18 protein-coding genes and 1 riboswitch are annotated in these 23532 nt (G+C 73.2%); of the genes, 10 read left to right on the forward strand and 8 right to left on the reverse strand.

Annotation, left to right across the window (positions count from 1 at the left end):
• Positions 1-34: 34 nt before the first annotated feature.
• Genes ABT112_RS17960 through ABT112_RS17970 form a run of 3 tightly spaced genes read right to left on the reverse strand, consistent with a single transcriptional unit; the run spans position 35 to position 5180 of the window.
• Positions 35-1213 (reverse strand): VWA domain-containing protein, encoded by a 1179-nt coding sequence (locus tag ABT112_RS17960; RefSeq protein ID WP_351510632.1) that lies wholly within the window; start codon positions 1211-1213, stop codon positions 35-37.
• The gene (locus ABT112_RS17965) at positions 1210-4071 is read right to left on the reverse strand and encodes a DUF5682 family protein (RefSeq protein WP_351510634.1); all 2862 of its coding nucleotides are present in this window, start codon (positions 4069-4071) and stop codon (positions 1210-1212) included. Before ABT112_RS17965 ends, ABT112_RS17960 begins: the two co-directional genes overlap by 4 nt.
• Positions 4068-5180, reverse strand: a complete 1113-nt coding sequence (locus ABT112_RS17970) for an ATP-binding protein (protein ID WP_351510636.1) — start codon at positions 5178-5180, stop codon at positions 4068-4070. The genes ABT112_RS17965 and ABT112_RS17970 overlap by 4 nt, the downstream gene beginning before the upstream one ends.
• Before the next feature lie 328 nt (positions 5181-5508).
• Here ABT112_RS17970 and ABT112_RS17975 point away from each other — a divergent pair, with 328 nt between their 5' ends.
• Positions 5509-6891 (forward strand): SWIM zinc finger family protein, encoded by a 1383-nt coding sequence (locus ABT112_RS17975; RefSeq protein ID WP_351510638.1) that lies wholly within the window; start codon positions 5509-5511, stop codon positions 6889-6891.
• A 124-nt stretch (positions 6892-7015) separates the two neighbouring features.
• Entirely contained in the window at positions 7016-8794 is a 1779-nt protein-coding gene (locus tag ABT112_RS17980; protein WP_351510640.1) for a DUF5691 domain-containing protein, read from the forward strand.
• A 335-nt stretch (positions 8795-9129) separates the two neighbouring features.
• Here the strand turns inward: ABT112_RS17980 and icmB are convergent, their stop codons facing one another.
• Complete coding sequence (gene icmB, locus ABT112_RS17985; RefSeq protein ID WP_351510642.1) at positions 9130-9540, reverse strand: coenzyme B12-dependent isobutyryl CoA mutase small subunit; 411 nt, start codon at positions 9538-9540, stop codon at positions 9130-9132.
• Positions 9541-9862: 322 nt separating this feature from the next.
• Between icmB and ABT112_RS17990 the strand changes: the two genes are divergently transcribed.
• The gene (locus ABT112_RS17990) at positions 9863-10717 is read left to right on the forward strand and encodes an esterase/lipase family protein (protein WP_351510644.1); all 855 of its coding nucleotides are present in this window, start codon (positions 9863-9865) and stop codon (positions 10715-10717) included.
• A 219-nt stretch (positions 10718-10936) separates the two neighbouring features.
• Positions 10937-12835, forward strand: a complete 1899-nt coding sequence (locus ABT112_RS17995) for a M23 family metallopeptidase (RefSeq protein WP_502975385.1) — start codon at positions 10937-10939, stop codon at positions 12833-12835.
• Between the two features lie 220 nt (positions 12836-13055).
• Here the strand turns inward: ABT112_RS17995 and pcrA are convergent, their stop codons facing one another.
• Complete coding sequence (gene pcrA, locus ABT112_RS18000; RefSeq protein ID WP_351510648.1) at positions 13056-15530, reverse strand: DNA helicase PcrA; 2475 nt, start codon at positions 15528-15530, stop codon at positions 13056-13058.
• A gap of 280 nt (positions 15531-15810) precedes the next feature.
• Positions 15811-15988, forward strand: a riboswitch (cyclic di-AMP (ydaO/yuaA leader).
• A gap of 8 nt (positions 15989-15996) precedes the next feature.
• Between pcrA and ABT112_RS18005 the strand changes: the two genes are divergently transcribed.
• Positions 15997-17145 (forward strand): C40 family peptidase, encoded by a 1149-nt coding sequence (locus ABT112_RS18005; RefSeq protein WP_351510650.1) that lies wholly within the window; start codon positions 15997-15999, stop codon positions 17143-17145.
• A 186-nt stretch (positions 17146-17331) separates the two neighbouring features.
• Here the strand turns inward: ABT112_RS18005 and ABT112_RS18010 are convergent, their stop codons facing one another.
• The gene (locus tag ABT112_RS18010; RefSeq protein WP_351510652.1) at positions 17332-17685 is read right to left on the reverse strand and encodes a hypothetical protein; all 354 of its coding nucleotides are present in this window, start codon (positions 17683-17685) and stop codon (positions 17332-17334) included.
• 242 nt (positions 17686-17927) lie between these two features.
• Between ABT112_RS18010 and ABT112_RS18015 the strand changes: the two genes are divergently transcribed.
• The 5 genes from ABT112_RS18015 (at position 17928) to ABT112_RS18035 (ending at position 22146) form a co-directional block, all read left to right on the forward strand.
• Positions 17928-18992: a C40 family peptidase gene (locus ABT112_RS18015; protein ID WP_351510654.1), complete on the forward strand. Its 1065-nt coding sequence runs from the start codon at positions 17928-17930 to the stop codon at positions 18990-18992.
• A gap of 794 nt (positions 18993-19786) precedes the next feature.
• Complete coding sequence (locus ABT112_RS18020) at positions 19787-20263, forward strand: hypothetical protein (protein WP_351510656.1); 477 nt, start codon at positions 19787-19789, stop codon at positions 20261-20263.
• The gene (locus ABT112_RS18025) at positions 20260-21045 is read left to right on the forward strand and encodes a transcriptional regulator (protein WP_351510658.1); all 786 of its coding nucleotides are present in this window, start codon (positions 20260-20262) and stop codon (positions 21043-21045) included. The genes ABT112_RS18020 and ABT112_RS18025 overlap by 4 nt, the downstream gene beginning before the upstream one ends.
• Positions 21046-21082: 37 nt before the next feature.
• On the forward strand, positions 21083-21517 hold the full coding sequence (locus ABT112_RS18030) for a roadblock/LC7 domain-containing protein (protein WP_351510660.1): 435 nt from the start codon (positions 21083-21085) through the stop codon (positions 21515-21517).
• Positions 21518-21771: 254 nt separating this feature from the next.
• The gene (locus ABT112_RS18035) at positions 21772-22146 is read left to right on the forward strand and encodes a hypothetical protein (RefSeq protein WP_351510662.1); all 375 of its coding nucleotides are present in this window, start codon (positions 21772-21774) and stop codon (positions 22144-22146) included.
• A gap of 79 nt (positions 22147-22225) precedes the next feature.
• Here the strand turns inward: ABT112_RS18035 and ABT112_RS18040 are convergent, their stop codons facing one another.
• Positions 22226-22477: a DUF397 domain-containing protein gene (locus ABT112_RS18040; protein WP_351510664.1), complete on the reverse strand. Its 252-nt coding sequence runs from the start codon at positions 22475-22477 to the stop codon at positions 22226-22228.
• The gene (locus tag ABT112_RS18045) at positions 22474-23256 is read right to left on the reverse strand and encodes a helix-turn-helix domain-containing protein (RefSeq protein ID WP_351510755.1); all 783 of its coding nucleotides are present in this window, start codon (positions 23254-23256) and stop codon (positions 22474-22476) included. The genes ABT112_RS18040 and ABT112_RS18045 overlap by 4 nt, the downstream gene beginning before the upstream one ends.
• Positions 23257-23532: the final 276 nt, after the last annotated feature.

Consider the following 23532-nt stretch of genomic DNA (forward strand, 5'->3'; position numbering starts at 1 on the left):
TGGCAGGGGCACGGGATGCGGTCACAGCAGGCCGTCACGGTGTCGCCGGGTCCGGTACCGGCAGCGGCCGCTTCTCGATCGCCGCCGCCATCACCTCGGGGAACAGGTCCGGCGTGCACGCGAACGCCGGCGCCCCGAGGGCCGCGAGCGCCGCCGCGTGCTCCCGGTCGTAGGCCGGTGCGCCCTCGTCGGACAGCGCGAGCAGCGTCACGAACTGGACCCCCGACGCCTTCATCGCCGCCACCCGCTTCAGCATCTCGTCCCGTATGCCGCCCTCGTAGAGGTCGCTGATGAGCACCACGACGGTGTCGGCGGGCCGGGTGATCTGCGACTGGCAGTACGCCAGCGCCCGGTTGATGTCGGTGCCGCCGCCGAGCTGGGTTCCGAAGAGCACGTCCACCGGGTCGTCGAGCTGGTCGGTGAGATCGACGACGGCGGTGTCGAACACGACCAGCCGGGTCGCGATGGACCGCATCGAGGCGAGCACCGCGCCGAAGACAGAGGCGTAGACGACCGAGGCGGCCATCGACCCGGACTGGTCGATACACAGCACCACGTCCTTCTTCACGGCCTGGGCCGCCCGCCCGTACCCGATCAGCCGCTCCGGGACGACCGTGCGGTACTCGGGCAGATAGTTCTTGAGGTTGGCCCGTATGGTGCGGTCCCAGTCGATGTCCCGGTGCCGGGGACGGCTGATCCGCGCGGACCGGTCGAGCGCACCCGTGAGGGTGGCCCGGGTGCGGGTCGCCAGCCGCTTCTCCAGCTCCTGGACCACCTTGCGGACCACGGCCCGCGCGGTCTCCTTGGTGGTCTCGGGCATCGCCTTGTTCAGGGAGAGCAGCGTGCCGACGAGATGGACGTCCGCCTCGACGGCCTCCAGCATCTCCGGTTCGAGGAGCAGGGCGGACAGCCCGAGCCGGTCGATGGCGTCCCGCTGCATCACCTGTACGACGGACGACGGGAAGTAGGTGCGGATGTCGCCGAGCCAGCGGGCGACCCGGGGCGCGGACCCGCCGAGCCCTGCCGACCGGCCGCCGCCCTCCCCCTTGTCGCCACCGCCGTAGAGCGCGGCGAGGGTCCGGTCCATCGCGGCGTCCCGCCCCGTCGGCACGTAACCGGTGCCGTCCGCCGCCTCCCCGCCCAGCACCATCCGCCACCGCCGCAGCCGCTCGGCCGCCTCGCCGCCCGTCCCCGGTGCCGTCGCACCGCTCATCGCGCCACCCCCGCAAGGTCGTTGTCGTTGCGTTCACGGCCGTCGTGTTCACGGTCGTCGTGTTCACGGTCCGTGTGGCCGAGCCCGGGGCGGTTACGGCCGTGCGCCGCCCCGCCCTCGTCCGGCCCGGGACCGCCCTCGTCCGGCCCGGGACCGTGCTGGTCCAGCCCAGGACCGTGCTGGTCCGGCCCGGAATCGCCAACGTCCGCGCCGGAACAGCCGTCCAGTCCCAGCAGCAGGCCCAGCGTCGGCAGCACGGCCGCGGAGCGTCCGGGGTCGAGTCCGGCGCCGAAGCCGGCCCCGCTGCCGTCGTCCGGCTCCGCGCCTGCCGCCCCGGATGCCGCCGGGCCCCGGCGTACGAGCTCCCCGAGCGTGCGCCGTACGCCCGACTCGTACGCCGCGAAGGTCCGTCGCAGCAGCGGCAGTACATCAGTGAAGGCGTCCGCCGGAACAGCGGTGAGCCAGGCGTCGACCAGCCCGAGCAGCCGCTCGTCGTGGACCAGCAGCAGCCCGCCCCCGGATCCGCCGCCGACGAACCCCTCGATCCAGGCCGCCGCCTGCACGGGCGCGGTGCCGGGCGACAGGGCGTGCCCCATCAGCCGGGCGGCCTCGTCCTCCGCCAGCCGTCCGTCGTCGAGCAGCAGGCGCGCCGCCCGGCCGCGGATCAGCCCCGGCACGGTGTCGCGTCCAGCGAGCGTCCGCAGCACCACTGCCCAGCGGTCCCGCAGCCCGTTGCGGGGCGCGGCCGCGGCGGGCTCTGCCCGCACGGCGGACGGGGCGGACGCGGCGGGCTCTGCCCGCACAGCCGACACGGCGGGCGAACGCCCCACCTGCCCTTCCCCGGCCTCGACGGCGCCGACTTCGGCACCGGCTCCGGCGCCTACAGCAGCCGTCTCCACGGGCGCCGTCTCCACGGATGAGGCCTCCGCGGGCGCGGCCTCCGCCAGCAGGCCCACAGCCGTGTGGACGGAGTCCAGATGCCCCCGCATCTGCTCCGCGCCGTCCGCGTCGAGCCCCGCACACGCGGGTGGGAGCCCGACGAAGACCCGCTCGGCCAGACCGGCGGCCACCTCGGCGAGCGCGACGGAATCGGTGCCGCGCACATCGCCGTAGCGCGCCGAACGGACGAGCGCGGGAAGCGCCTCGGCCAGGTGGCCGACGTCCGCGTCGAGCGCGGCCCGGTCGGCGAGGACCCGCATCACCACCGGAAGCGCGTCGGGGAGGCCGGCGAGCAGACAGCGCTCGGCGAGCGAGGTGACACCGGCCAGGGAGCCGGCCGACGCCGCGTCGGCCCCGGCCTTGGCCGTGGCGGCGGCGAGCACCGTGGTGCCCCACACCCCGGCCTCGGCGACGCGCACCGACAGCTCCGGTTCCCAGCGCAGCCGCCACGTCTCCCGGAACGTCCCCTGCCCGCCCCGCGACCGCACCGGCTCCCCCCAGTCGATGCCGAGCAGCCGCAGCCGGTGCAGGAGTCGGCTGCGCCGGGCGTCGGTGTCCTTGCGCAGGTCGAACTCGCACTCCCGGTCCCGGGCTTCGGGCTTGAGCCGCAGCGTGCGCTGGGTTCCGGTCAGATCCCGCTGCAGGGGCACGGCCGGGGCCGAGTCGGGAACCCGGCCGAGCACGTCCCCCACGATCAGCCGGTCCTCGACGAGCGCGAGCGGCACATCCGACCCCTCGCACATCACCGCCCTGATCGCGTCCGTGGTCTCCACGAGCCCGGCGAGCGGCCGGCCGCGCATGGCGGCGAGCGTGTCGGCGAGCCGGACCGCCTCGATCACATGGGCGGAGGAGACCGGATGGTCCTCGGCGCGGAGGAGCCCGGCGACCTTGGTCATCCAGCGCTCGACCGGACGGTCCGGGGCGTCGAACAGGTGCCCGTACCAGCCGGGTGAGGTGATGCCCGCGCCGTAGCCGCTGTCCCGGGACAGCCGGCGGTGGGTCCACGGCACCCAGCTGAGCTCCACCTTGGACTTCGGCAGCCCCTTGAGCAGCTTCCGGTCCGCGGTCACGGTGGTCCGCCGGGTCAGCGCGGGGACGTGCCAGGCACCGCAGACGACGGCGTACTCATCGCCGAACTCGCGCGCGGCCTCCCGCATCCGCAGCCGCATGTGCGCCTCGCGCACCGGATCCCGGTCGTGGCCCCCGTCCTCGCAGGTCTCCCGCAGCGCCCCCATGGCCTCGGCCAGCGCCTCGAAGGCGGCGCAGGCGGCGGCCCCTTCGCCGGCCGGTCCGTCACCGGGCTCCCCTTCTCCGGCGGCCGGCCGGACGGCGGCGGTCCGGTGTTCGACCACGTCCTCCCACCAGCGCTCGGGGTCGTCGTACCCGGCGGCCTCGGCGAGGACGGCGAGCGGATCGACCCGCAACCGGCCTTCCGCGCCACCGTCGCCCGCACCGGCACCGCCCGGCTCGCCGGGGCCGTCCCCGTCACCGGCCGGGCCGCCGTCGGTGACGGGCGGCCCGCCGGGACCCGCGCCGCCGGCCCCGGGCTCCGGACCGGTCCGGTCCCCCGGGCCCGGCCGGGCGTCGCCGTCCGCCATCGCGAGGGTGTGGGACGCCGGCAGGTCGATGAACCGGACCGGTACGTCGTGCGCCAGCGCCCAGCGGATCGCCACCCACTCCGGCGAGAACTCGGCCAGCGGCCAGAACGCCGCCCGCGCCGGGTCGTCGGCCACATGGGCGAGGAGCGCGACGGGCGGCCGCATCTCCGGATCGGCGGCGAGCGTGACGAGACCGTCCGCCTCGGGCGGCCCCTCGACGAGCACGGCGCGCGGCCGGTGCCGGTCGAGCGCGGCCCGCACCGCCCTCGCCGATCCGGGCCCGTGGTGCCGGACGCCGAGCAGCAGCGGTCCGGCGCTCATCCGGTCACCTCACGGCACGCGCGGTAGAAGTCCTTCCAGCCGTCGCGCTCGCGCACCACCGCTTCCAGATACTCCTGCCAGACGACCCGGTCTGCGGCCGGATCCCGGACCACCGCGCCGAGGATGCCCGCGGCCACGTCGTCCGGGCGCAGCACCCCGTCGCCGAAGTGCGCCGCGAGGGCGAGGCCGCCTGTGACCACGGAGATGGCCTCCGCCGTCGACAGCGTGCCGGACGGGGACTTGAGCTTCGTCCGGCCGTCCGTCGTGACCCCGTCGCGGAGTTCGCGGAAGACCGTGACGACGCGGCGGATCTCCTCCACACCCTCCGGCACCGGGGGCAGATCCAGGGACCGGCCCATCCCGTCGACCCGGCGCGCCACGATGTCGACCTCCGCCTCGGGTGTGGCGGGCAGCGGCAGCACGACCGTGTTGAAGCGGCGGCGCAGCGCGCTGGACAGCTCGTTGACCCCGCGGTCGCGGTCGTTGGCCGTGGCGATCAGATTGAACCCGCGGACGGCCTGCACCTCCTGGCCGAGCTCCGGGATGGGGAGGGTCTTCTCCGACAGCACGGTGATCAGCGTGTCCTGGACGTCCGCCGGGATCCTGGTCAGCTCCTCGACGCGGGCCGTCATGCCGTCGGCCATGGCGCGCATCACCGGGCTGGGCACCAGCGCCTCCCGGCTCGGGCCGTGGGCGAGCAGCCGGGCGTAGTTCCAGCCGTAGCGGATCGCCTCCTCCGGCGTGCCGGCGGTGCCCTGGACCAGCAGCGTCGAATCGCCGCTGACGGCCGCCGCGAGATGTTCCGACACCCAGGTCTTCGCGGTGCCGGGGACGCCGAGCAGCAGCAGCGCGCGGTCCGTGGCGAGCGTGGTGACGGCCACCTCCACGATGCGGCGCGGACCCACGTACTTGGGAGTGATCACTGTGCCGTCCGGCAGCGTGCCGCCGAGCAGATAGGTGGCGACGGCCCAGGGCGACAGCCGCCAACGGGCGGGCCGCGGCCGGTCGTCCGCCGCCGCGAGCGCCTTCAGCTCGTCGGCGAAGGCGTCCTCCGCGTGCGGCCGCAGTACCTCGTCGTTCGTGGTCCGGCTGGTGGTCGCGGTGCTCATGGCTCCCCCTCCTCGCGGATGTGCGCACGCAGGCGCCATCACCTGCGGCCCACCCCCGATGTGCCGTGGGCCGCTTGCGTCAACAACTCTGCACGGCACCACTGACAGTCGGCCGGACACCGCCTCTCCCCGCCCCGCGTCACGCACCGTCACATCACGCCGCGCCGCACGGACGGCCGACGCCACTCCGCACATCGACAGAACAGACTCTCTTGAGGCTCTGACCAGGGACGATCGCACCGTCACCACCGCTCCGCCGCGCCCGCGACGGGGGTCGGCGGGACAGCGCCGGACGGGATTGTCAGTGGCGGACCGTAGCGTCATCGGCATGACTCAGCAGGGGGTGCGCTGGGCGGCGGAACAGGTGCTGGCACTGGCTCCTGACGCCGCCTCGCAGAAGGCGGGCAGCAGACTGGGCGTGGCCGGACCGTGGTCCGCCACCGGGGCGAACGAGGGGGCGGTGTGGGGCGAGTGCAAGGGCAGCGGCAGCAAGCCGTACCGGACGGTCGTGGCGCTGCACGGCGCCGACGCGGGTTCCGGGTTGGGATATTCCTGCAGTTGTCCGAGCCGTAAGTTCCCGTGCAAGCACGCGCTGGGGCTGCTGCTCCTGTGGTCCTCCTCCGCGGACGGGGACCGGGCGGCCGTGCCGGACACCGAGGCGCCGCCGGAGTGGGCCGAGGAGTGGCTGGCGGCCCGCCGGCAACGGGCCGAGCGGAAGGCCGGTGCCCCGGAGCGCGCCCGGAGCGCGGATCCGGCCGCGGCCGAACGGCGCGGCCGGCAACGGGCGGAGCAGATGGCCGCGGGAGCCACGGAGCTGGAGCAGCGGCTCACCGATCTGCTGCGGAGCGGGCTGGCGGGGGCGGACCGCGCGGGATACGCGGCCTGGGACGAGACGGCGGCCCGCATGGTGGACGCCAAGGCACCCGGGCTGGCAGGCCGGGTGCGGGAGTTGGGGGCGGCGGCGGCCTCCGGAGCGGGCTGGCCGGCCCGGCTCCTGGAGGAGTGCGCTCTGCTGCACCTGCTGAACCGCGGTTACCTGGGCATCGCCCGGCTGCCGGATCCGCTCGCCGCGACGGTCCGCGCCCGGGTCGGACTGACCACGGAAGCGGCGGAACTGCTGGCCACGAAGGGGGCGGCGGTCCGGGACCGCTGGCTGGTGCTCGGCCGCCAGGACAGCGGGGCCGGCCGGCTGACCACCCGCCGGATATGGCTGCACGGCGAGGAGTCCGGGCGGTCGGCACTGCTGCTCGCGTTCGGTGCGGCCGGGCGGGCACCGGACCTCACGCTCCCCACCGGCCTCGCGTTGACCGCCGAGCTCGCCTACTACCCGGGCGGGCGGCCGTTGCGGGCGGCGCTGGGCGAGCAACTCACCCAGCCGGGACCGGGTTCCGTACCGCCGGGACGGGCCGTCTGGGCCGCGCTGGCGGAGTACGGGGACGCCCTGCGCGACGACCCCTGGCTGGAGGCGTGGCCGGTGGTGCTGTCCGCCGTGGTGCCGGTTCCGGGCCCGGACGGCTGGCAGGTGGCCGACGCGGACGGTGACGCCGCGCTCCCGGTGGACCCGCGCTGCCTGGGCCGTTCGGGCCTCTGGCGGCTGGCGTCGATATCCGGCGGCCGGCCGGTGACGGTCTTCGGGGAAGTCTGCCACCGCGGCTTCACCCCGTTCACCGCCTGGTCCGGGGCCGCCGGCGCCGAGGCGGTCCCCCTGTGAGCACCGCAATGCGCCGGCACCACTCCCACGATCACGCCCTCGCCCACACCCGCACCCGCACCCGCACCCGCACCCACGCTCGACACGCCGCCGCACACCTGCGGCACCACCGCAGGAGGGACTCATGAGCACCGTCGCCGAACTCCACTCTCCCGCCTGGGAAGAGCTGGTCACCGCCGCTCTCCTGGGCACGGAGCGCCGCACGCCTCCCGTACGGACACCGGGGCGGGAGCCGGCGGTGGCACTGCTGGACGCGGCGGCCGTCGTCACGGTCCGCCGGCGGGCCGGACTGCGCCCGGCCACCGCCCTGCCGCGCCCCGGCATTGCGCCGGAGGACCGACGTCCTCCGCTGCCCCCCGCGGCACGGCACCGGCTCGCGACCCTGCTCGCGGACCGCGCCGCCGGTGCGAACACCGGCCGGGGCCGCCGCGGCACGGCACCCGACCTCACGGAGTTGCTCCCCCAGTGGCTGGCGGCCGCTCACCGGCACGGCTACCGGACACCCGACGAACTGCTCCCCGCCCTGCTCGACACCGCCAGGGCCCGCAGCGACCTGCGGCCCCAGGCGCTGGCCCTGGCGGGCCCGCGCGCCCTGTGGCTGGCACGGCTGAACCCGGACTGGAAGTTCGCATTGCGCGGCGCCGCCGGCAGTTCAGCGCTGCCTGACACCTCTGAGCCAGAAGCGGTCCACCAGCTCTGGGAGGAAGGCCTGTTCGCCGAGCGGGTCACGCTCCTCGCCGCCGTGCGCCACCGCGCCCCGTCCGACGGGCTCGCGCTGCTGGGCTCGACCTGGGCCACCGAACGGGCCGAGGACCGGCTGATGTTCCTCGACTCGCTCCGCGGGGAACTGTCCGCCGCCGACGAGCCGTTCCTGGAGGCCGCGCTGTCGGACCGCAGCCGCAACGTCCGCGCGACCGCCGCCGAACTCCTGTCCGCTCTTCCCGGCTCGGCGCTCGCGCTGCGGATGGCGGAGCGGGCGTGCCGCTGCGTCGGTCCGGCCTCCCGGGGCGGCGAGCCGGTCATCACGGTCGAGCCGCCCCAGGTGTGCGACGCCGCCATGGAGCGCGACGGCGTCGTACCGAAGCCGCCGTCCGGGCGGGGCGCCCGCGCCTGGTGGCTGAGCCGGCTGATCGAGGCGACCCCGCTGTCCTCCTGGGCGGGACCGTTCGGGGGCCGTTCCCCGGAGGAGATCGTGGCGCTGCCGGCCGTCGACGACTGGCGGGCGGAGCTGCACTCCGCCTGGTGCCGGGCAGCGGTGCGGCAGCGGAACGGCGCATGGGCGCGGGCCCTGCTCGGCTCCCCCTCCGCGCCGTCCGCCGCCGCGGCGGCGAGCACCACCTCGCTGGGCGAGCTGGCGAAGCTGCTCTCCACCCTGCCCGCGGCCGAACGCGCGGCCTGGGTGGCGGAGTTCATCGCGGCCCACGGTCTCTCGGAGGCCTTCCAGCTGCTGGGGGTGTGCGCGGTGCCCTGGGACGAGACCTTGGGCCGGGCCGTGGTGGACGCCCTCGACATCGCCCGCGACGCCGGCAGCTACCCGTGGAGCTTCAGCGGGGTGATGGGCCTGGCCGAGCGCTGCCTCGATCCGGCGCACGCCGAGCGCCTGGAGGTGCTCACCGCGATACCGGACGAAACGGAGGGCGCCTCCCCCGGGGCGGGCGGCTACTGGTCCGAGGCGTTCCAGCGCCTCGTCGGCACGCTCCGGCTCCGCGCGACGATGCGGGACGAGCTGCAAGGGGAACGGACCGAACCTGACGGGGACGGGGGCCGGACCCCGGACGACGGGGACAACGGCGACGGCGACGGGGACGGCGACAGGGACGGCAACGGCAACGGCAACGGGGCCACGGCAGCGCCCACGGCATCCACCACGCCCCCTGAGACGCCACCCGCCGCCCAGCCCTGAGCCAGGCCCCAGGCACCGCCCGACGGCCCGCGATTCCCGATCGGGCGGGCATATGCCCGGGTCACCTTCACATCGGGTCGTGCCCGCGTCACCGTCACGCCGGATGGGAGTACTTCACGGAGGACACGTTCGGCCGGCTCCAGCGCCCCTGGGACACGCACCGCCCGGGCGCACGCCCCTGGGGTACGCCCCGCCCGGGCGTACGCACCTGGGGCACGCCCCGCCGGGGCGTGCCTCCGCGCTGGGCGGCCAGGCGCCCGCCTCGCCGGGGCCGGGCCCCGATCCGGGCACAAAGCCTCCGAGGGCAGGCCCCAGGCCTCAGCCCCGGAACCCCCTCAGACAGCCAGCTCGCGGACGTGGTCCCGTACCCAGGTCACGACCTCGGTCGTCGTCGTGCCGGGGGTGAAGATCGCGGCGACACCCAGTTCCTTGAGCGGCGCGATGTCGTCCTCGGGGATGATGCCGCCGCCGAAGACCTTGATGTCCTCGGCGTCCCGCTCCTTCAGGAGCTCGAGCACCTTCGCGAACAGCGTGTTGTGCGCACCGGAGAGGATCGACAGACCGATGGCGTCCGCGTCCTCCTGGATCGCCGTATCGACAATCTGTTCGGGCGTCTGGTGCAGGCCGGTGTAGATGACCTCCATACCGGCGTCCCGCAGCGCCCGGGCGATGACCTTGGCCCCGCGATCGTGGCCGTCGAGCCCCGGCTTCGCCACCACGACGCGGATCGGACCCGACACACCCATCACTGCCTCCATGCACGTCTGCCGGGACGTCGCTGTCACCGGCTGCTGGGGTCCCCCACAGCCGCAGGACCAGGGGGAGTGAACGAACGTTATCCCCAAGCATCGCGCACCCGGCAGTTTCGCGGAGGCCACCGAGGGGGAAATCACACGATGGGACATATGGAAGGGGAGCCGCAGCGGGCTTCCGTACCCACAGCGCCGAAGGCCGGTGCGACGGGACGGTACGGGAGGCCCGAGCCGCACCACCGGGCATCGTGGCGGCTACCCGCGAGGGCACACGAGGGACACAGGCGTCCCTGCTGTGCCATTCGGGAGGTCGGCCATGGGGGCACTGCCATTTCTTCCCAGTCTTCTCCGCCCGTCCGCCGCGCTGATCAAGGCCACGGCACTGGACCTGGCGATCCTCGCCGGGCACGCGGTGCTGTACCCGACCGGCGTGATCGCCGAGCGGCCGCCCGAGCGGCAGGCGGTCCCTCCACCGACGGTGCCCCTGGACGACCCCGAGACCACGCTCCTGCCCACCCCGGAGGAGCCCGGCGCCGGGCACCCGCCGGTGCTGCTGCTGCACGGCTTCATCGACAACCGCTCGGTCTTCGTCCTGCTGCGCCGTTCACTGCGCCAGCACGGCTGGACCCAGGTCGAAGCGCTCAACTACTCACCGCTGTGCTGTGACATCCGCGAGGCCGCGACCCTGCTGGGGCGGCACATCGAAGAGGTCTGCGCCCGTACCGGCCACGACCGGGTGGACGTGGTGGGGCACAGCCTGGGCGGCCTGATCGCCCGCTACTACGCGCAGCGGCTGGGCGGCGACACCCGCATTCGCACCCTGGTCACCCTGGGCACGCCGCACTCCGGCACCCGCGCCATCCCGCTGCTTTCCGCGCATCCCATCGTCCGGCAGATGCGTCCGGATTCCGACGTGATCGAGGAATTGGCGAGCCCCGCCCCCGATTGCGCCACGCATTTCGTCAGCTTCTGGAGCGACCTGGACCAGGTGATGGTCCCGCTGGAGACGGCCCGCCTCGAACATCCGGATCTGGTCACTCATAACGTGCAGGTGAGCGGTATCGGGCATCTGGCACTTCCGGTCCATGCGGCCGTCGCGGCGGGCATCCGCCAGGCGCTGGACGACGAGGCGTCGGCCACCGGCTCGTCCGACGCGGCCTCCGTGGCGTGACGCTCGGCGTGGCGCATGGCGTGATTCCATCGCTCCGGAGCGAACCCGGGTCGAAATGTATTCGAACGCCGAGCCAAGCCATGGTCCGCAGTTCGCCGAAAGGCGGCCAAATGCCCGTTCCCGGGCCGCCGGAAACCTCTTGAAGATTGTCGCCGCCGCATACCGCCGGGTACAGTCGCCGCTAATTCTCCTGCTGCCGAGGCGAAAGAGAAGTTGGTGGTGAACAACCGTCACCCGTCGGAGGACTCGTCCCTGACCGGTCACGTCCCCGACGCCTCGTACGGGCTCCACGCGCCGTACGAGCAGCAGGGAATTCCCAGTGCTCACGCCGCGTACGACGGCTACGCCACGGGAACCTTCGACAACCTCGGCGCGGCCTACGGGCACGGCGACCCGCTCTTCGGGGACATGCCCGGCAGCTACGGCACCGGCGCGTACGCCCACCCCGCCGCCTACCCCGCGGACCAAGTGCCGGACGCCGGGCAGTGGCACAACGGCGCCCAGGGCACCGACGGTTACGGCGTCGCGTACACCGCGCAGCCGACGACCTACGACACCGGGATGTACGACAGCGGGCAGTACGACGCCTCGCTGTGGGCCGGTGCGGATCACGGCATGGCGCAGGGCATCCCCGCCCCGTCGGCACCCCAGCCGCTGGAGACGACCTACGGGACCGGCGACTGGAGCCCCGCCGGGTGGGCCGACCCGGCCGGCACCGGCCCGTACGACACGGGTCAGTACGACACGGGTCAGTACCCGACCGGTTCGTACGCCATGGACCAGCACAACCCCGCGGACCAGCACACCTCGGGCCAACACACCTCGGGCCAACACGCCTCGGACCAGCACAACTCCGGCCAGTGGAACACCGGTCAGTGGGCCGGGGCCACCGACGCCGCACAGGTGTGGGACGGCGCCGACGCGACACAGCTGTGGGACGCCGAGCAGACCCAGGCGTGGAACGCCGCCGACGCCGCACAGGCGTGGGAGAGCGGGCAGCCCCAGCCGTGGGACGCGACGGGACCGACGGCCGACGGGGCCCCCGCGGGCGCGGAGGCGTACGACGCCTACGGCCGGCCCGCCGGGACGGACACCGAGCACACCGCGACTTTCGACGCCACCGCGACTTTCGAAGCCACCGCGACGTTCGAAGCCGTGGACCCTGCCGCGTTCGAGGCGGTGGACCCCGCGGAGTTCGCCGCCATGGAGACCGCGGTCTTCGAGGCCGTGGCGGAACCGCACGGCGCGGAGCACGCCCCGAGCCACGACGCGACCGCCGCCCACGGCATGGCGGCGGGCACCGCGGCCGACGGCCGTGCGGAGTACGAGGACGAGCCCGCGGCGACCCTCCTGCCCGGCCCGCGCCGGGGCGGCGGCGGTTCCGCCCGCGCCCGCCGCCGGATGCCCGCCCGCCGGTCCGCCCTGCTCACCGTCGCCGTTCCGTCCGTCGCCGTGATGGGCGTGGCCGGGATCGCCGCGGCCTCCGTCAGCAACACCACCCCGGACGAGTCCAAGACCACCCAGGCCGCGCCCGATCCGGCGGCCGTCAAGCCGTCCGCGGCCAACAACAAGATGGACACCCAGCTCGCGACGCTCAGCGCCGACGCCGACGACTTCGCCGACCGCGCCAGCCGCACCCAGGAGCGCATCGACCTCAAGCAGCGCCAGCTCGAGGAGAAGAAGCGCAAGGAGGCGGAGGCCGCGCGCAAGGAGGCGCTGCGTCCGAAGTTCGCGATCCCGGTCGAACAGCACGGGCTCAGCGCGACGTACGGGCAGGCGGGCGTCAACTGGATGTCGCTGCACTCCGGCATCGACTTCCCGGTCAGCTACGGCACGCCCGTGATGGCGGCGACCGACGGCACCGTCCGCACGCAGTACAACCTCGCCTACGGCAACATGGCCATAGTCACCGCCCCCGACGGCACGGAGACCTGGTACTGCCACCTGAGCAGCACCAAGATCCGTTCCGGCTCGGTCAAGGCGGGGGACGTCATCGCCTTCTCCGGCAACTCCGGCAACTCCACCGGTCCGCACCTGCATTTCGAGGTGCATCCCGGTGGCGACGACGCCGTCGACCCGCTGCCCTGGCTGCGCAGCAAGGGCCTCGACCCGAACTAGAGCGACCCGGACCAGAGCGACCCGAACCCGAGCGGTCGTCGATCACGAACCCGAGCGATCGTCGATCGCCAACCGGCCGCCTGATCCGTCGGGAGGCCGCCCGGCCCCCGCTCTCTCACCCCGAAGGGCTCCCACCCCGGGGGCCGCGACGGCGGGCGCCGGTCCGAGCCTCACCCCACCCGGGTCAAGCCCCCGGCCCCCGCTCCGGCTCCCGCCCCTGTCAGAGCTTCTGCACCGGGGCGTACCGCAGCAGCAGGACCTTCGGCTTCTCGTCGCCGAAGTCGATCGTCGCCTTGGCGTCGTGCCCGCTGCCCGCGACCGACATGACGGTGCCCAGCCCGAACTGGTCGTGCGTGACCCGGTCCCCGACGGCCAGGGCGATCACCGGCCGGTCGGTGGTGCGGCGCGTGGCGAAGCCGCTCGGGCCCGCCTTGGTCCGCGAGGACGAGAGCGAGGAGCCCGCGGCCATCGCACCCGCCGACGCCGACGGCATCGCGGGGCCGGTGCGCCGCCACTCCAGGTACTGGGCCGGGATCTCCTCCAGGAACCGCGACGGCGGATTGTAGGAGGGCTGGCCCCAGGCGCTGCGCATGGTGGAACGGGTCAGGAAGAGCCGCTCCCGGGCGCGGGTGATGCCCACGTACGCGAGCCGCCGCTCCTCCTCCAGCTCCTTGGTCTGGCCGAGAGAGCGCATGTGCGGGAAGACGCCGTCCTCCAGGCCGGTCAGGAAGACGACCGGGAACTCCAGGCCCTTGGCGGTGTGCAGGGTCATCAGCGTGACGACGCCGGACCCCTCCTCGTCCTCGTCGGGGATCTGGTCGGAGTCCGCCACCAGCGCGACCCGCTCCAGGAACTCGGCGAGGGTGCCCGGGTCCTCCTCGGTCCGCTCCTGCTCGAACTCCAGCGCCACGGCGGCGAGTTCCTGGAGGTTCTCGATCCGGGTCTCGTCCTGCGGGTCGGTCGACGCCTGGAGCTCCGCCAGGTAGCCGGTGCGCTCCAGGACCGCTTCGAGCACGGTGGCCGGGCCGGCGCCCGACTCGGCGATGGTGCGCAGCTCCTCCAGCAGGGTGTTGAACCGCTTCACCGCGTTCGCGGAGCGGGCCGCCATGCCGTACGCCTCGTCGACCCGGCGCAGCGCCTGGGCGAAGGAGACCTTCTCCCGGGCGGCCAGCGCCTCGATCATCGCCTCGGCGCGGTCGCCGATGCCGCGCTTGGGCACGTTGAGGATCCGGCGCAGCGGCACGGTGTCCTCGGGGTTGGCGAGCACCCGCAGGTACGCGAGGACGTCGCGGACCTCCTTGCGCTCGTAGAAGCGGACGCCGCCGACGACCTTGTAGGGCAGCCCGACCCGGATGAAGATCTCTTCGAAGACACGGGACTGGGCGTTGGTCCGGTAGAAGACGGCGACGTCGCCGGCGCGGGCGTCGCCCGCGTCCGTCAGCCGGTCGATCTCGTCGGCGACGAACTGCGCCTCGTCGTGTTCGGTGTCGGCGACATAGCCGGTGATCGTCGCGCCGGCGCCGGCCTCGGTCCAGAGGTTCTTGGGGCGGCGGTTCTCGTTCCGCTCGATGACGGCGTTGGCGGCACTGAGGATCGTCTGCGAGGAGCGGTAGTTCTGCTCCAGCAGGATCGTGGTGGCGTCCGGGTAGTCCTCCTCGAACTGGAGGATGTTGCGGATGGTGGCGCCGCGGAAGGCGTAGATCGACTGGTCGGCGTCGCCCACCACGCACAGCTCGGCCACGTCCTGGCCCGGCACGGTCTCCCCGGTGCCGACCAGCTCGCGCACCAGCGTGTACTGGGCGTGGTTGGTGTCCTGGTACTCGTCGACGAGGACGTGCCGGAAGCGCCGCCGGTAGTGCTCGGCGACGTCCGGGAAGGCCTGGAGCAGGTGGACCGTGGTCATGATGATGTCGTCGAAGTCGAGGGCGTTGGCCTCGCGCAGCCTCGACTGGTACATCGCGTAGGCCTGGGCGAGCGTCTTCTCGAAGCCTCCCCCAGTCTCCGACTGGGAGGTGCCCCCAGACGCCTGCCCGGCGAAGGTCTCCTCGTCGATGAGCTCGTTCTTGAGGTTGGAGATCTTCGCGCTGAACGACTTGGGCGGGTACCGCTTGGGGTCCAGGTCGAGATCCCGGCAGACCAGCGACATCAGGCGCTTGGAGTCCGCGGCGTCGTAGATCGAGAAGCTGGAGGTGAAGCCGAGCTTCTTGCTCTCCCGGCGCAGGATGCGGACGCAGGCGCTGTGGAAGGTGGACACCCACATGGCGTTCGCCCGGGGGCCGACGAGCTCCTCGACGCGCTCCTTCATCTCCCCGGCGGCCTTGTTGGTGAAGGTGATCGCGAGGATCTGGCCGGGGTGGACGTGGCGCGCGCCCAGGAGGTGGGCGATGCGGTGGGTGAGCACCCGGGTCTTGCCCGAGCCGGCGCCGGCGACGATGAGCAGCGGCGATCCGGTGTGGACGACGGCGGCGCGCTGCTGTTCGTTCAGGCCCTCGAGCAGCGCGGCCGGGTCGATGGCAGGCCTCGGCGCGCCGTCGCGGTAGTACGCGTCCCGCTGGACGGGGTGGTCGAAGCGCCCCTCGAAGAGGTCGTGGGGGACCTCTTCCCGCGGGTGCGCGGACTCCTCGGGCGGCGGCGGGGGCTCCTCGCCCGAGTGCTCGAGGTCCGCCAGGAAGCTGTCGTCAAAGAGGCTGCTCATCGCCCACCGAGTCTAGGCCGCCGGACCGACAGCCCACACCGGTTCCCGCGTCCGGGCGGCGGCGACCGTCCCGTTCCGGCCGCCGCCGGTCCGCCGGCGGGCAAGGTACAGGCCGTGGGGCCCGGCCGGCAGGAGGCCGGGGGCGGCATGATCGAGCTCACACCTCAGGTCACGAAAAGGTTTCGGGCATATCGAACACCAGCCTTCACAGCACCCCCACACATTGGCTACCGTGCTCGCTCAGGCGGCTCGCACCACCCGCCGACGACCGCGTCGGCACGGGCGGCCTCCGCCGAGTCCGGCCCTGCCTCAGGCACCCGGAGCCGGGGACCCACAAAGCAACAATGGGGTGAATCGGCCCTCCGCACGCGGATCGAACGCCGTGCACGGGCCGTAGGGCAGCCTTCCGATCCGCCCGAACCCGACAGCTAACCCGGTAGGCGGTCCACGGAAGGAGACGCGCGCCTTGGCGTCGCACCGCAAACCGCGGACCAGCATTCTCGCCTCCCCCAGCTCCGCCCGCGCGGCCGTCGGCCTCACCACCGCGGCGGTGGCGTCCGCGACGCTGCTGTCGCAGAGCGCCCAGGCCGCGCCGGACGAGCCGCCGCAGAGTATCGAAGAGGTCCAGAAGAAGGTCGACGACCTGTACCGCCAGGCCGAGTCGTCCACCCAGGAGTACAACCAGGCCAAGGAGCGCACCGACGCCCAGCGTTCCCGCACCGACCGGCTGGTCGACGACGTCGCGAAGCGGACGGAGCGGCTGAACGAGTCCCGGCGCAAGCTCGGCGGCCTCGCCGCGGCCCAGTACCGCGAGGGCGGGATGGCCCCGACCGCAACGCTGATGCTCTCGGAGCAGCCGCAGGACTACTTCGACCAGAACCACCTGATGGACCGGATGACCCAGCGGCAGCAGCGGGCCGTCTCGGACTTCCAGGAGGAGCAGGAGGAGGCGTCCGAGCAGCGGGGCAGGGCCACCCGGAGCCTGGAGTCGCTCACCGATTCGCAGGACCGGCTGCGGGCCAGCAAGCGGACCGTGCAGCGCAAGCTCGCCGAGGCCCGCGATCTGCTGTCGGACCTCACCGCCGAGGAGAAGGCCCGGCTGGCGGCGATCGAGCGCCGGAAGCAGGAGGAGGCCCAGCGCAAGGCGGAGGAGCTGGCCCGGGAGCAGGCCGAGAAGCAGCGCCGGGAGGAAGCCGAGCGGGGCGACAGCGCGGGCCCTTCCACCGGCACCGGCACCGGCCAGGACTCGGACTCCGGCACCGCCTCGGCCAAGGCCGCCCAGGCGCTGGCCTTCGCGAAGGCACAGATAGGCAAGCCGTACGTCTGGGGCGCCAGCGGCCCGAACTCCTTCGACTGCTCGGGGCTCACCCAGGCCGCGTGGAAGAGCGCCGGGGTCTCCCTGCCGCGCACCACGTGGGACCAGGTGAAGGTCGGCACCCGGGTCGCCACCGAGGATCTCAAGCCGGGTGACCTGGTGTTCTTCTACGACGACATCAGCCACGTCGGGATCTACGCGGGCAACGGCCAGATGGTCCACGCCCCGAAGCCGGGCGCCAACGTCCGCACCGAGGCGATCACCTACATGCCGATCTACGGCAGCGTCCGCCCCTCGTAGCCGGCCGACAACGCGGAGTGCGCCCCACCGGACCGCCGGTGGGGCGCACTGCGTTCGGGGGGCCATTGAAGGGGCGGATCGGGGCCGAGTATCGCTTCCGGCCGGCCGGGGCCGCCCCCTTCCGGGACTCCGGGGCTACGTCCGGGCCGGGACTGCGGGGGTACGTCCCGGGCCGGGACTGCGGGGCTATGTCCAGAGCACCGCGATGAACACATTGGCGACCGTCAGCAGGCCGACCGCGGCGAAGGCGCCCTTCTCGACCTTCTCCTCGTCCCGCTTCACATAGACCAGGGCGAGGATGACGACCAGCAGGGCGAGCTTCACGCCGAGCTTGACGGTGTTCGGGGTCTGGTCGTCGGCCTGGTTCAGGCCGACCAGCGCGACGCCGGTGACGAGCATGGTCAGCGCGCCGTGCAGCATCCCGGGGACGAACCGCGCCGTGCCCTGGCCCATCGCCTTCATCTGGGTGAGGAATCCGCCGAGCAGCGAGGCGATGCCGATGATGTGCAGGCCGACGAAGACATTGATCAATATGTCCATGCGGCGGAGCGTAACCGGGCCCATAGCACCCGCTCGCAGCCGGGTCCGGCTCTATCGCCATTTCGATCATGCGCGCACCGGGAAACGTCAGAGCGGCGAGAAATCACCCGGGGCTTCCGTTCAGACCCGCACGTAAAGGACCCAGTCCCGCTCATCCTCGTACTTGCTCCCGCCCGGCGGGCTTAGCGTCCTCCTCCAGACGGCCGAACCCCCCGCGGCTGTCGGACCGTTGGAAGGATGTGATGGCGGCCGTGGCCTCGCACCGGAAGCCCAGGCGGCGATCGCTGACCGGTACCACCGCCCGTACGGCGGTGACCCTCGCACTCGCCTCCGCCGCGGGCGGAGGCGCCCTGGAGGGCACCGCGCTGGCCGACCCCGGCCCCGGCACCGCCCGGGTGAAGGCCGAGGTCGACCGGCTCCACCAGGAGGCCGAGGAGGTCACCGAGAAGTACAACGGCGCACGGGAGAAGGCCGTGAAGGCGCAGCAGGCCCTGGACGGACTCCGGGACGAGGCGGCCCGCCGGACGCAGCGGCTGAACGCCTCCCGCAACGCCCTGGGTTCGCTGGCCACCGCCCAGTACCGGTCGGGCGGCATCGACCCGGCGCTCCAGCTGGCGCTCTCCTCCGCGCCGGACCAGTACCTGGAGCGCGCCTCGCTGATGGACCGGGCGGGCAGCCGGCAGGCGACCGCCGTCGCCGGGATCCGCCACCAGCTCCGCGGCCTCGACCAGGTCCGTGACCAGGCGGGTGACCGGCTGGCGGACCTCCGCGGCCACCAGGCGGAGCTGCGGACGCAGAAGAAGGCCGCGCACCGGAAGCTCGCCGCGGCGGAGCGGCTGCTGGACCGGCTCACGGCGAAGCAGCGCGCCGCCGTCCTCCGGCAGGACGACCACGCCGCCGAGAGTGCGGACCGCGCGGACCGCGGTGCCCCGCGCACCGCCCGCCTCAAGGCACCGAACGCCCGCGCCGCCCAGGCCGTCTCCTTCGCCTACGGGGCGCTGGGCAAGCCGTACGTGTGGGGCGCGACCGGGCCGGACGGGTTCGACTGCTCCGGGCTCACCCAGGCGTCCTGGCGGGCCGCCGGGGTCGCCCTCCCCCGCACCAGCTACACCCAGATCAACGCGGGGCAGCGCGTCCCCCGCTCCGAGCTCGCCCCGGGTGACCTGGTGTTCTTCTACTCGGGCATCAGCCATGTGGGGCTCTACATCGGCAACGGACAGATGATCCACGCGCCGCGGCCGGGCGCCCCGGTGCGGCTGGCACCGATCGACCAGATGCCGTTCGCGGGGGCGAGCAGACCGGCGTAGACGGAGCGGGACGCGGCCGACGTGGACGGAGCGGGACGCGGCCGGCGTGGACGGAGCGGGACGCGGCCGGCGTGGACGGAGCGGGACGCGGCCGGGGCCCGGCAACCGACGGTCGGCGACCGACGGCCGTCGGCCCTCGTCACCGACTTCACGGGTGGTCGTTCCGTTCGTCGGCCCCTCTCGGCAGTCGGGCCCGGCGCGCGGCCGAGGTCGGGCGCCGGGGACGAGCGCCGGATCCCGATTGCGGCGCGCCGGATTGCCGGGAGCCGTTGCGGGGCGCCGGGCGCCGATCGCCGATCACCGATCGCCGGTTGCCGAGTGCGGGCCCGGTGCGGGGCGCACGCTGCCGGGTGGTGCCGGAGATCACACGCGCTCCGCGCCTCGGAACCCGCCGCACTCTCCCCTCCCGCACCGGGCGCCGACGGCCGTAACGCCGTCCCGGCCGCCGTCGCCGGACGGGGTGACTCCGCTCTCGGAGCCGGAGGTCCGGTCCACGCCCCCTGACGCCCGGACCTGCGAAAAGGCGGCGAGAGAGCGGCATTTCAGGTCGGCGGGGGCGGCTCTCCGCAGGCCGCCGAACGGCTCCGCCGCTGCCGCCGAGCGAGGCGGGCTCCGCGGTCCGGGAGCGGAACCGGAGGCTCACCGAGCCGGCGGAGGGGCGGAGTCTAGCGATCCAAGGGCATATTCCGCGGGGTAATGCCATAACTCCCCACCTTCGATGCCACGGTACGTAATCTCTTCGTCACTGACGCGCTCCCACAGCGTCAGCACGCTGCACAGGGAGGGGAGTCGGCGTGCCCGGAATCGACGAGTGCCTGCTCAAAGCCATGACGCTGCCCGGCGCCCGCGGGGCCGCGGTCGTCGACTGGACGAGCGGCCTGGCCCTCGGCACCGTCGGCGACTCGCCCAACGGCGACCACGAGGCCACCGCGGCGGAGACCGCCGAACTGGCCCGTATGGCCGCCGAGCAGACCGCGTTCGCGCTCACCGAATCGCACCGGCCGGCCGAACTCTGGGGGCCGCCCGGACCGCCGCGGCCCGCGCTGGACCGGGCAACATTCGGGGCTCCGGAGATCACCGACCCCGGCAAGGGCGCCCCCGTGGAGGACGTGATCGTCACCACCCGCACCGGCTACCACCTGCTGCATTTCGTGGAGACCGCCTTCGACAGCAGCGTCTTCGTCCACGTGTGGCTCGACCGCGACGAGGGGAACCTCGCGCTCGCCCGAATATGCCTGAAGGACCTCGCCGAGCGGCTGGTACTTGGATGACAACCACCGAACTGACGCGGCCCACCGAACTCCCGCTGCTGGCCCGCCTCGCCGCCGACCGGGCCACCGGCGCACTCCTCCGCGACGGCGGCACCCTCTTCCTCTCCGACGGCGCCGTGGTGCACGCGGAGAGCGACGCCGCCCCCGGCATCGACGTCCTCCTGACCACGACCGGACGCCTCCCCGCCGAGCGCTGGCAGGAGGCCGTCGACCGGGCCGGGGCGCACTGCCGGGTCGGCCGCCATCTCGTCGACAGCGGCAGCCTCGGCGACGGCGAGCTGGAGATCTGCCACCTGAACGCGCTGTTCGACGCCGCGTACTTCGCGCTGGCCCCCAGCGACGGCCCCACCCGCTTCCGCCAGGGCGCCGTGCACTGGCTCGGCCCGATCCGCCCGGTACGGGCCGAGCACGTGGCCCGGGAGTCACGGCGCCGCCGGGACCTGCTGGACGGCCTGTGGCCGTGGCCGGCCGTCGACACCTCCCCCGTCACCCGGCACCCGTCGGCCCGCGCCCCCGCGGTCACGCACCGCCAACGGGCCGTACTGGACCTGGCGGACGGCCTCCGCACACCCGCCCGAATCGCCCGGCTGCTGGGCCGCCCGGCCTTCCACACCCTGATCGACGTGCGCCGGCTGGCAGCGGCCGGGCACATCCGGACACCCCACGCGTCCGAACCGCCCCCCGCATCCCATCCCGTTCCCGACTGGGTCGCGGACCTCTCCGCCGACCCGGACATAGCCCTGCTGCGCCGGCTTCGTGATGCTTTGGAGGCACGCCTGTGAGTCCCCGGTCCGTCCACCAGGCCCTCTCCACGCCGTCATGAGGCGAGCCTTGAGACTGCGCGCCGAGAGGAGACAGCTGTTGGCCGCCGAAGCCGAAGTCCTCGACGAGCTGCGGCGGTTACGGGCCCGTGTCCCCCACCTGACCGGCGCCCTGGCAGCGAGCATCGACGGCCTCGTGCTGGCCCAGGACGCGGCCCCCGTGGAGGCCGAGGGCGTCGCCGCGCTCACCGCCGCCGCGCTCGGGGTCGCCCTGCGGATGACGGACGCCACCGGTCAGGGCGAGTTCCGCGAACTGCTGCTCCGCGGCGACCACGGCTATGTCGCGACCTACGCGGCGGGCACGTCGGCCGTCGTGACGGTCATGGCCGGCTCGCGGACCAATGTGGGGCGGCTGCACCTGGAGGGCCGCCGGGCCGGTGCCCGCATCGGTGACCTCGTCGACGGCGCCCTCGACCGCCCGGAGCTGCCGTGACCCGCCCCGCCCGGCACCGTCAGCCGCCCGACCCCGACCCGCCGTCCTGGCCACCGGCACCGCCGCTGCCACCGCCCCCGCCACTGGCGCCGCCCGCTCCGCTGTCTCCGTCCCCGCCCCCGCCCCCTCCTCCACCTCCGGCCGCCGGACCCTCCATGCCTGATCCGAACCCCCCGAATTCCGCCGACCGGCGCGGGCCGACCCGCACCGCGACCCAGCGGAGAACACCCCAACGGAAAGGAAGTGCATCAACCATGGCCAATACCGAGACCGCCCTCAAGGAAGCGATGACCTCGATAGAGGGGGCGCTCGGCGTCGCCCTCGTCGACTACACCAGCGGCATGGCGCTGGGAACCCTGGGCGGGGGCAAGGAACTCGACCTGTCGGTGGCCGCCGCGGGCAACACCGATGTGGTCCGCGCCAAGGTCCGCACCATGGAAATGCTCGGCATCAAGGAGGAGATAGAGGACATCCTGATCACGCTCGGGACCCAGTACCACCTGATCCGGCTGTTGAAGTCCCGTGGCAGCAACGGCCTGTTCCTCTACCTGGCCCTGGACAAGGACCGGGCGAACCTCGCGATGGCCCGTCACCAGCTCCGGAAGGTCGAGTCCGAGCTGGAGGTCTGACACCGGCCCGGCACAACGGCCGCGCGCGGGGAGCCCGACAAGGGGTCCCGGCTCCCCGCGCGCCGCGGCCGCCGCGGCTTCACCGCACCGGCTGCCGAGCGGCGTAGGCGACGAAGTCCGCCCAGGCGCCGGGGCTGAACGCCAGCTGCGGACCGCTCCGGTCCTTGGAGTCTCGGACGTGGACGGTGTCCGGGCAGGTGGCGACCTCGACGCAGGCTCCGCCCTGGTCATCGCTGTGACTGGACTTGCGCCAGGAGATGGCGACCTCGACACACTCACCGCCGCCGCTACTGCTGTGACTGGACGTGAACCACACGATTTCGTCCCTCATAGCTCCTCCGCCAAGGACGTGATGAAGCGTGCCGATTCCTCGGGGCTCAGGGCACGCTGAAGGATCAGTGCATGTCGCTGCATGATGATGCTGACCTTAGCGGGGTCCGCGTACAGGATGCCTGTCATCTGCCCTTCCTCGAAGGCGAGGTGCTCGTGCTCAGGCGTTTCCAGAAGGACGAACGATCCTTCGAGACCAGGGTGCACTCCACCAAAGGGCATGATCTGCACGGTGATGTTGCGCCGCATCAGCATGTGTGACAGGTGATCCAACTGCCGCTTGTGCGCATCCGCACTGTCGATGGGAAAGCGCACCGCACCTTCCCCGACTGCGAAGCTGAAGGCCCTGGTCTGCTTCTCCAGGAGAGCTTGCCGTTCCAGCCGCGCCGCCACCCGCACATCGATCGTCTCGTCGTCCAAGGGCGGCCAGTGCGCGCCGATGAGTTTCCGCGCATATTCTTCGGTCTGAAGTAGCCCCGGGATCACTTGCGGCTGATAGGAACTGTGCGCAATGGCATCGGCCTCGTACCGTACGAAGTCTTGGACATAGGAGAGGAACCTCTCCGGCTTCAGATAGTCCTGCGCCGCGAGCAGCATCCCCCGCGCCCCGCACATCTCGTCCGCCACTTCGAGCAGCCGGAGGGTCGGCTTGCGGCGGCCCTGCTCCATGGACTTGACGTACTCGTAGTCGTAGTTGGCTTCCTTGCCCAGGCCCTCGCGGGTCACCCCGGCCTGAGTGCGCCACAGCTTGATCTGGTTCCCGCAGTACCGCCACGCCATCGGCGGCTGGGCATTCTCGGTGGTCACCGCACCTCGCCTTCCTCGGTGCGCGCGGGGTACAGCCACGTTCCGTACCCGGGTCGCTACTGCCGAGGCTAGGCGGTCGTCAGCACCCTGGGTGCCGGAAACGGGACAACTTCCCCTGTCCACGTGACAGCCCACCGACCCTGCCGCGCCTGCGACTTCAGCACCGAGGACACCGATGGCCGCCCATCCTCTTCCCTCCCCTCCTCACGACGCCGTGTCCGAACCGTCGGACTCCGCCTCGCTCCCACC

The sequence above is a fragment of the Streptomyces sp. NPDC002055 genome, from assembly GCF_040296705.1.
Lineage (GTDB): Bacteria > Actinomycetota > Actinomycetes > Streptomycetales > Streptomycetaceae > Streptomyces.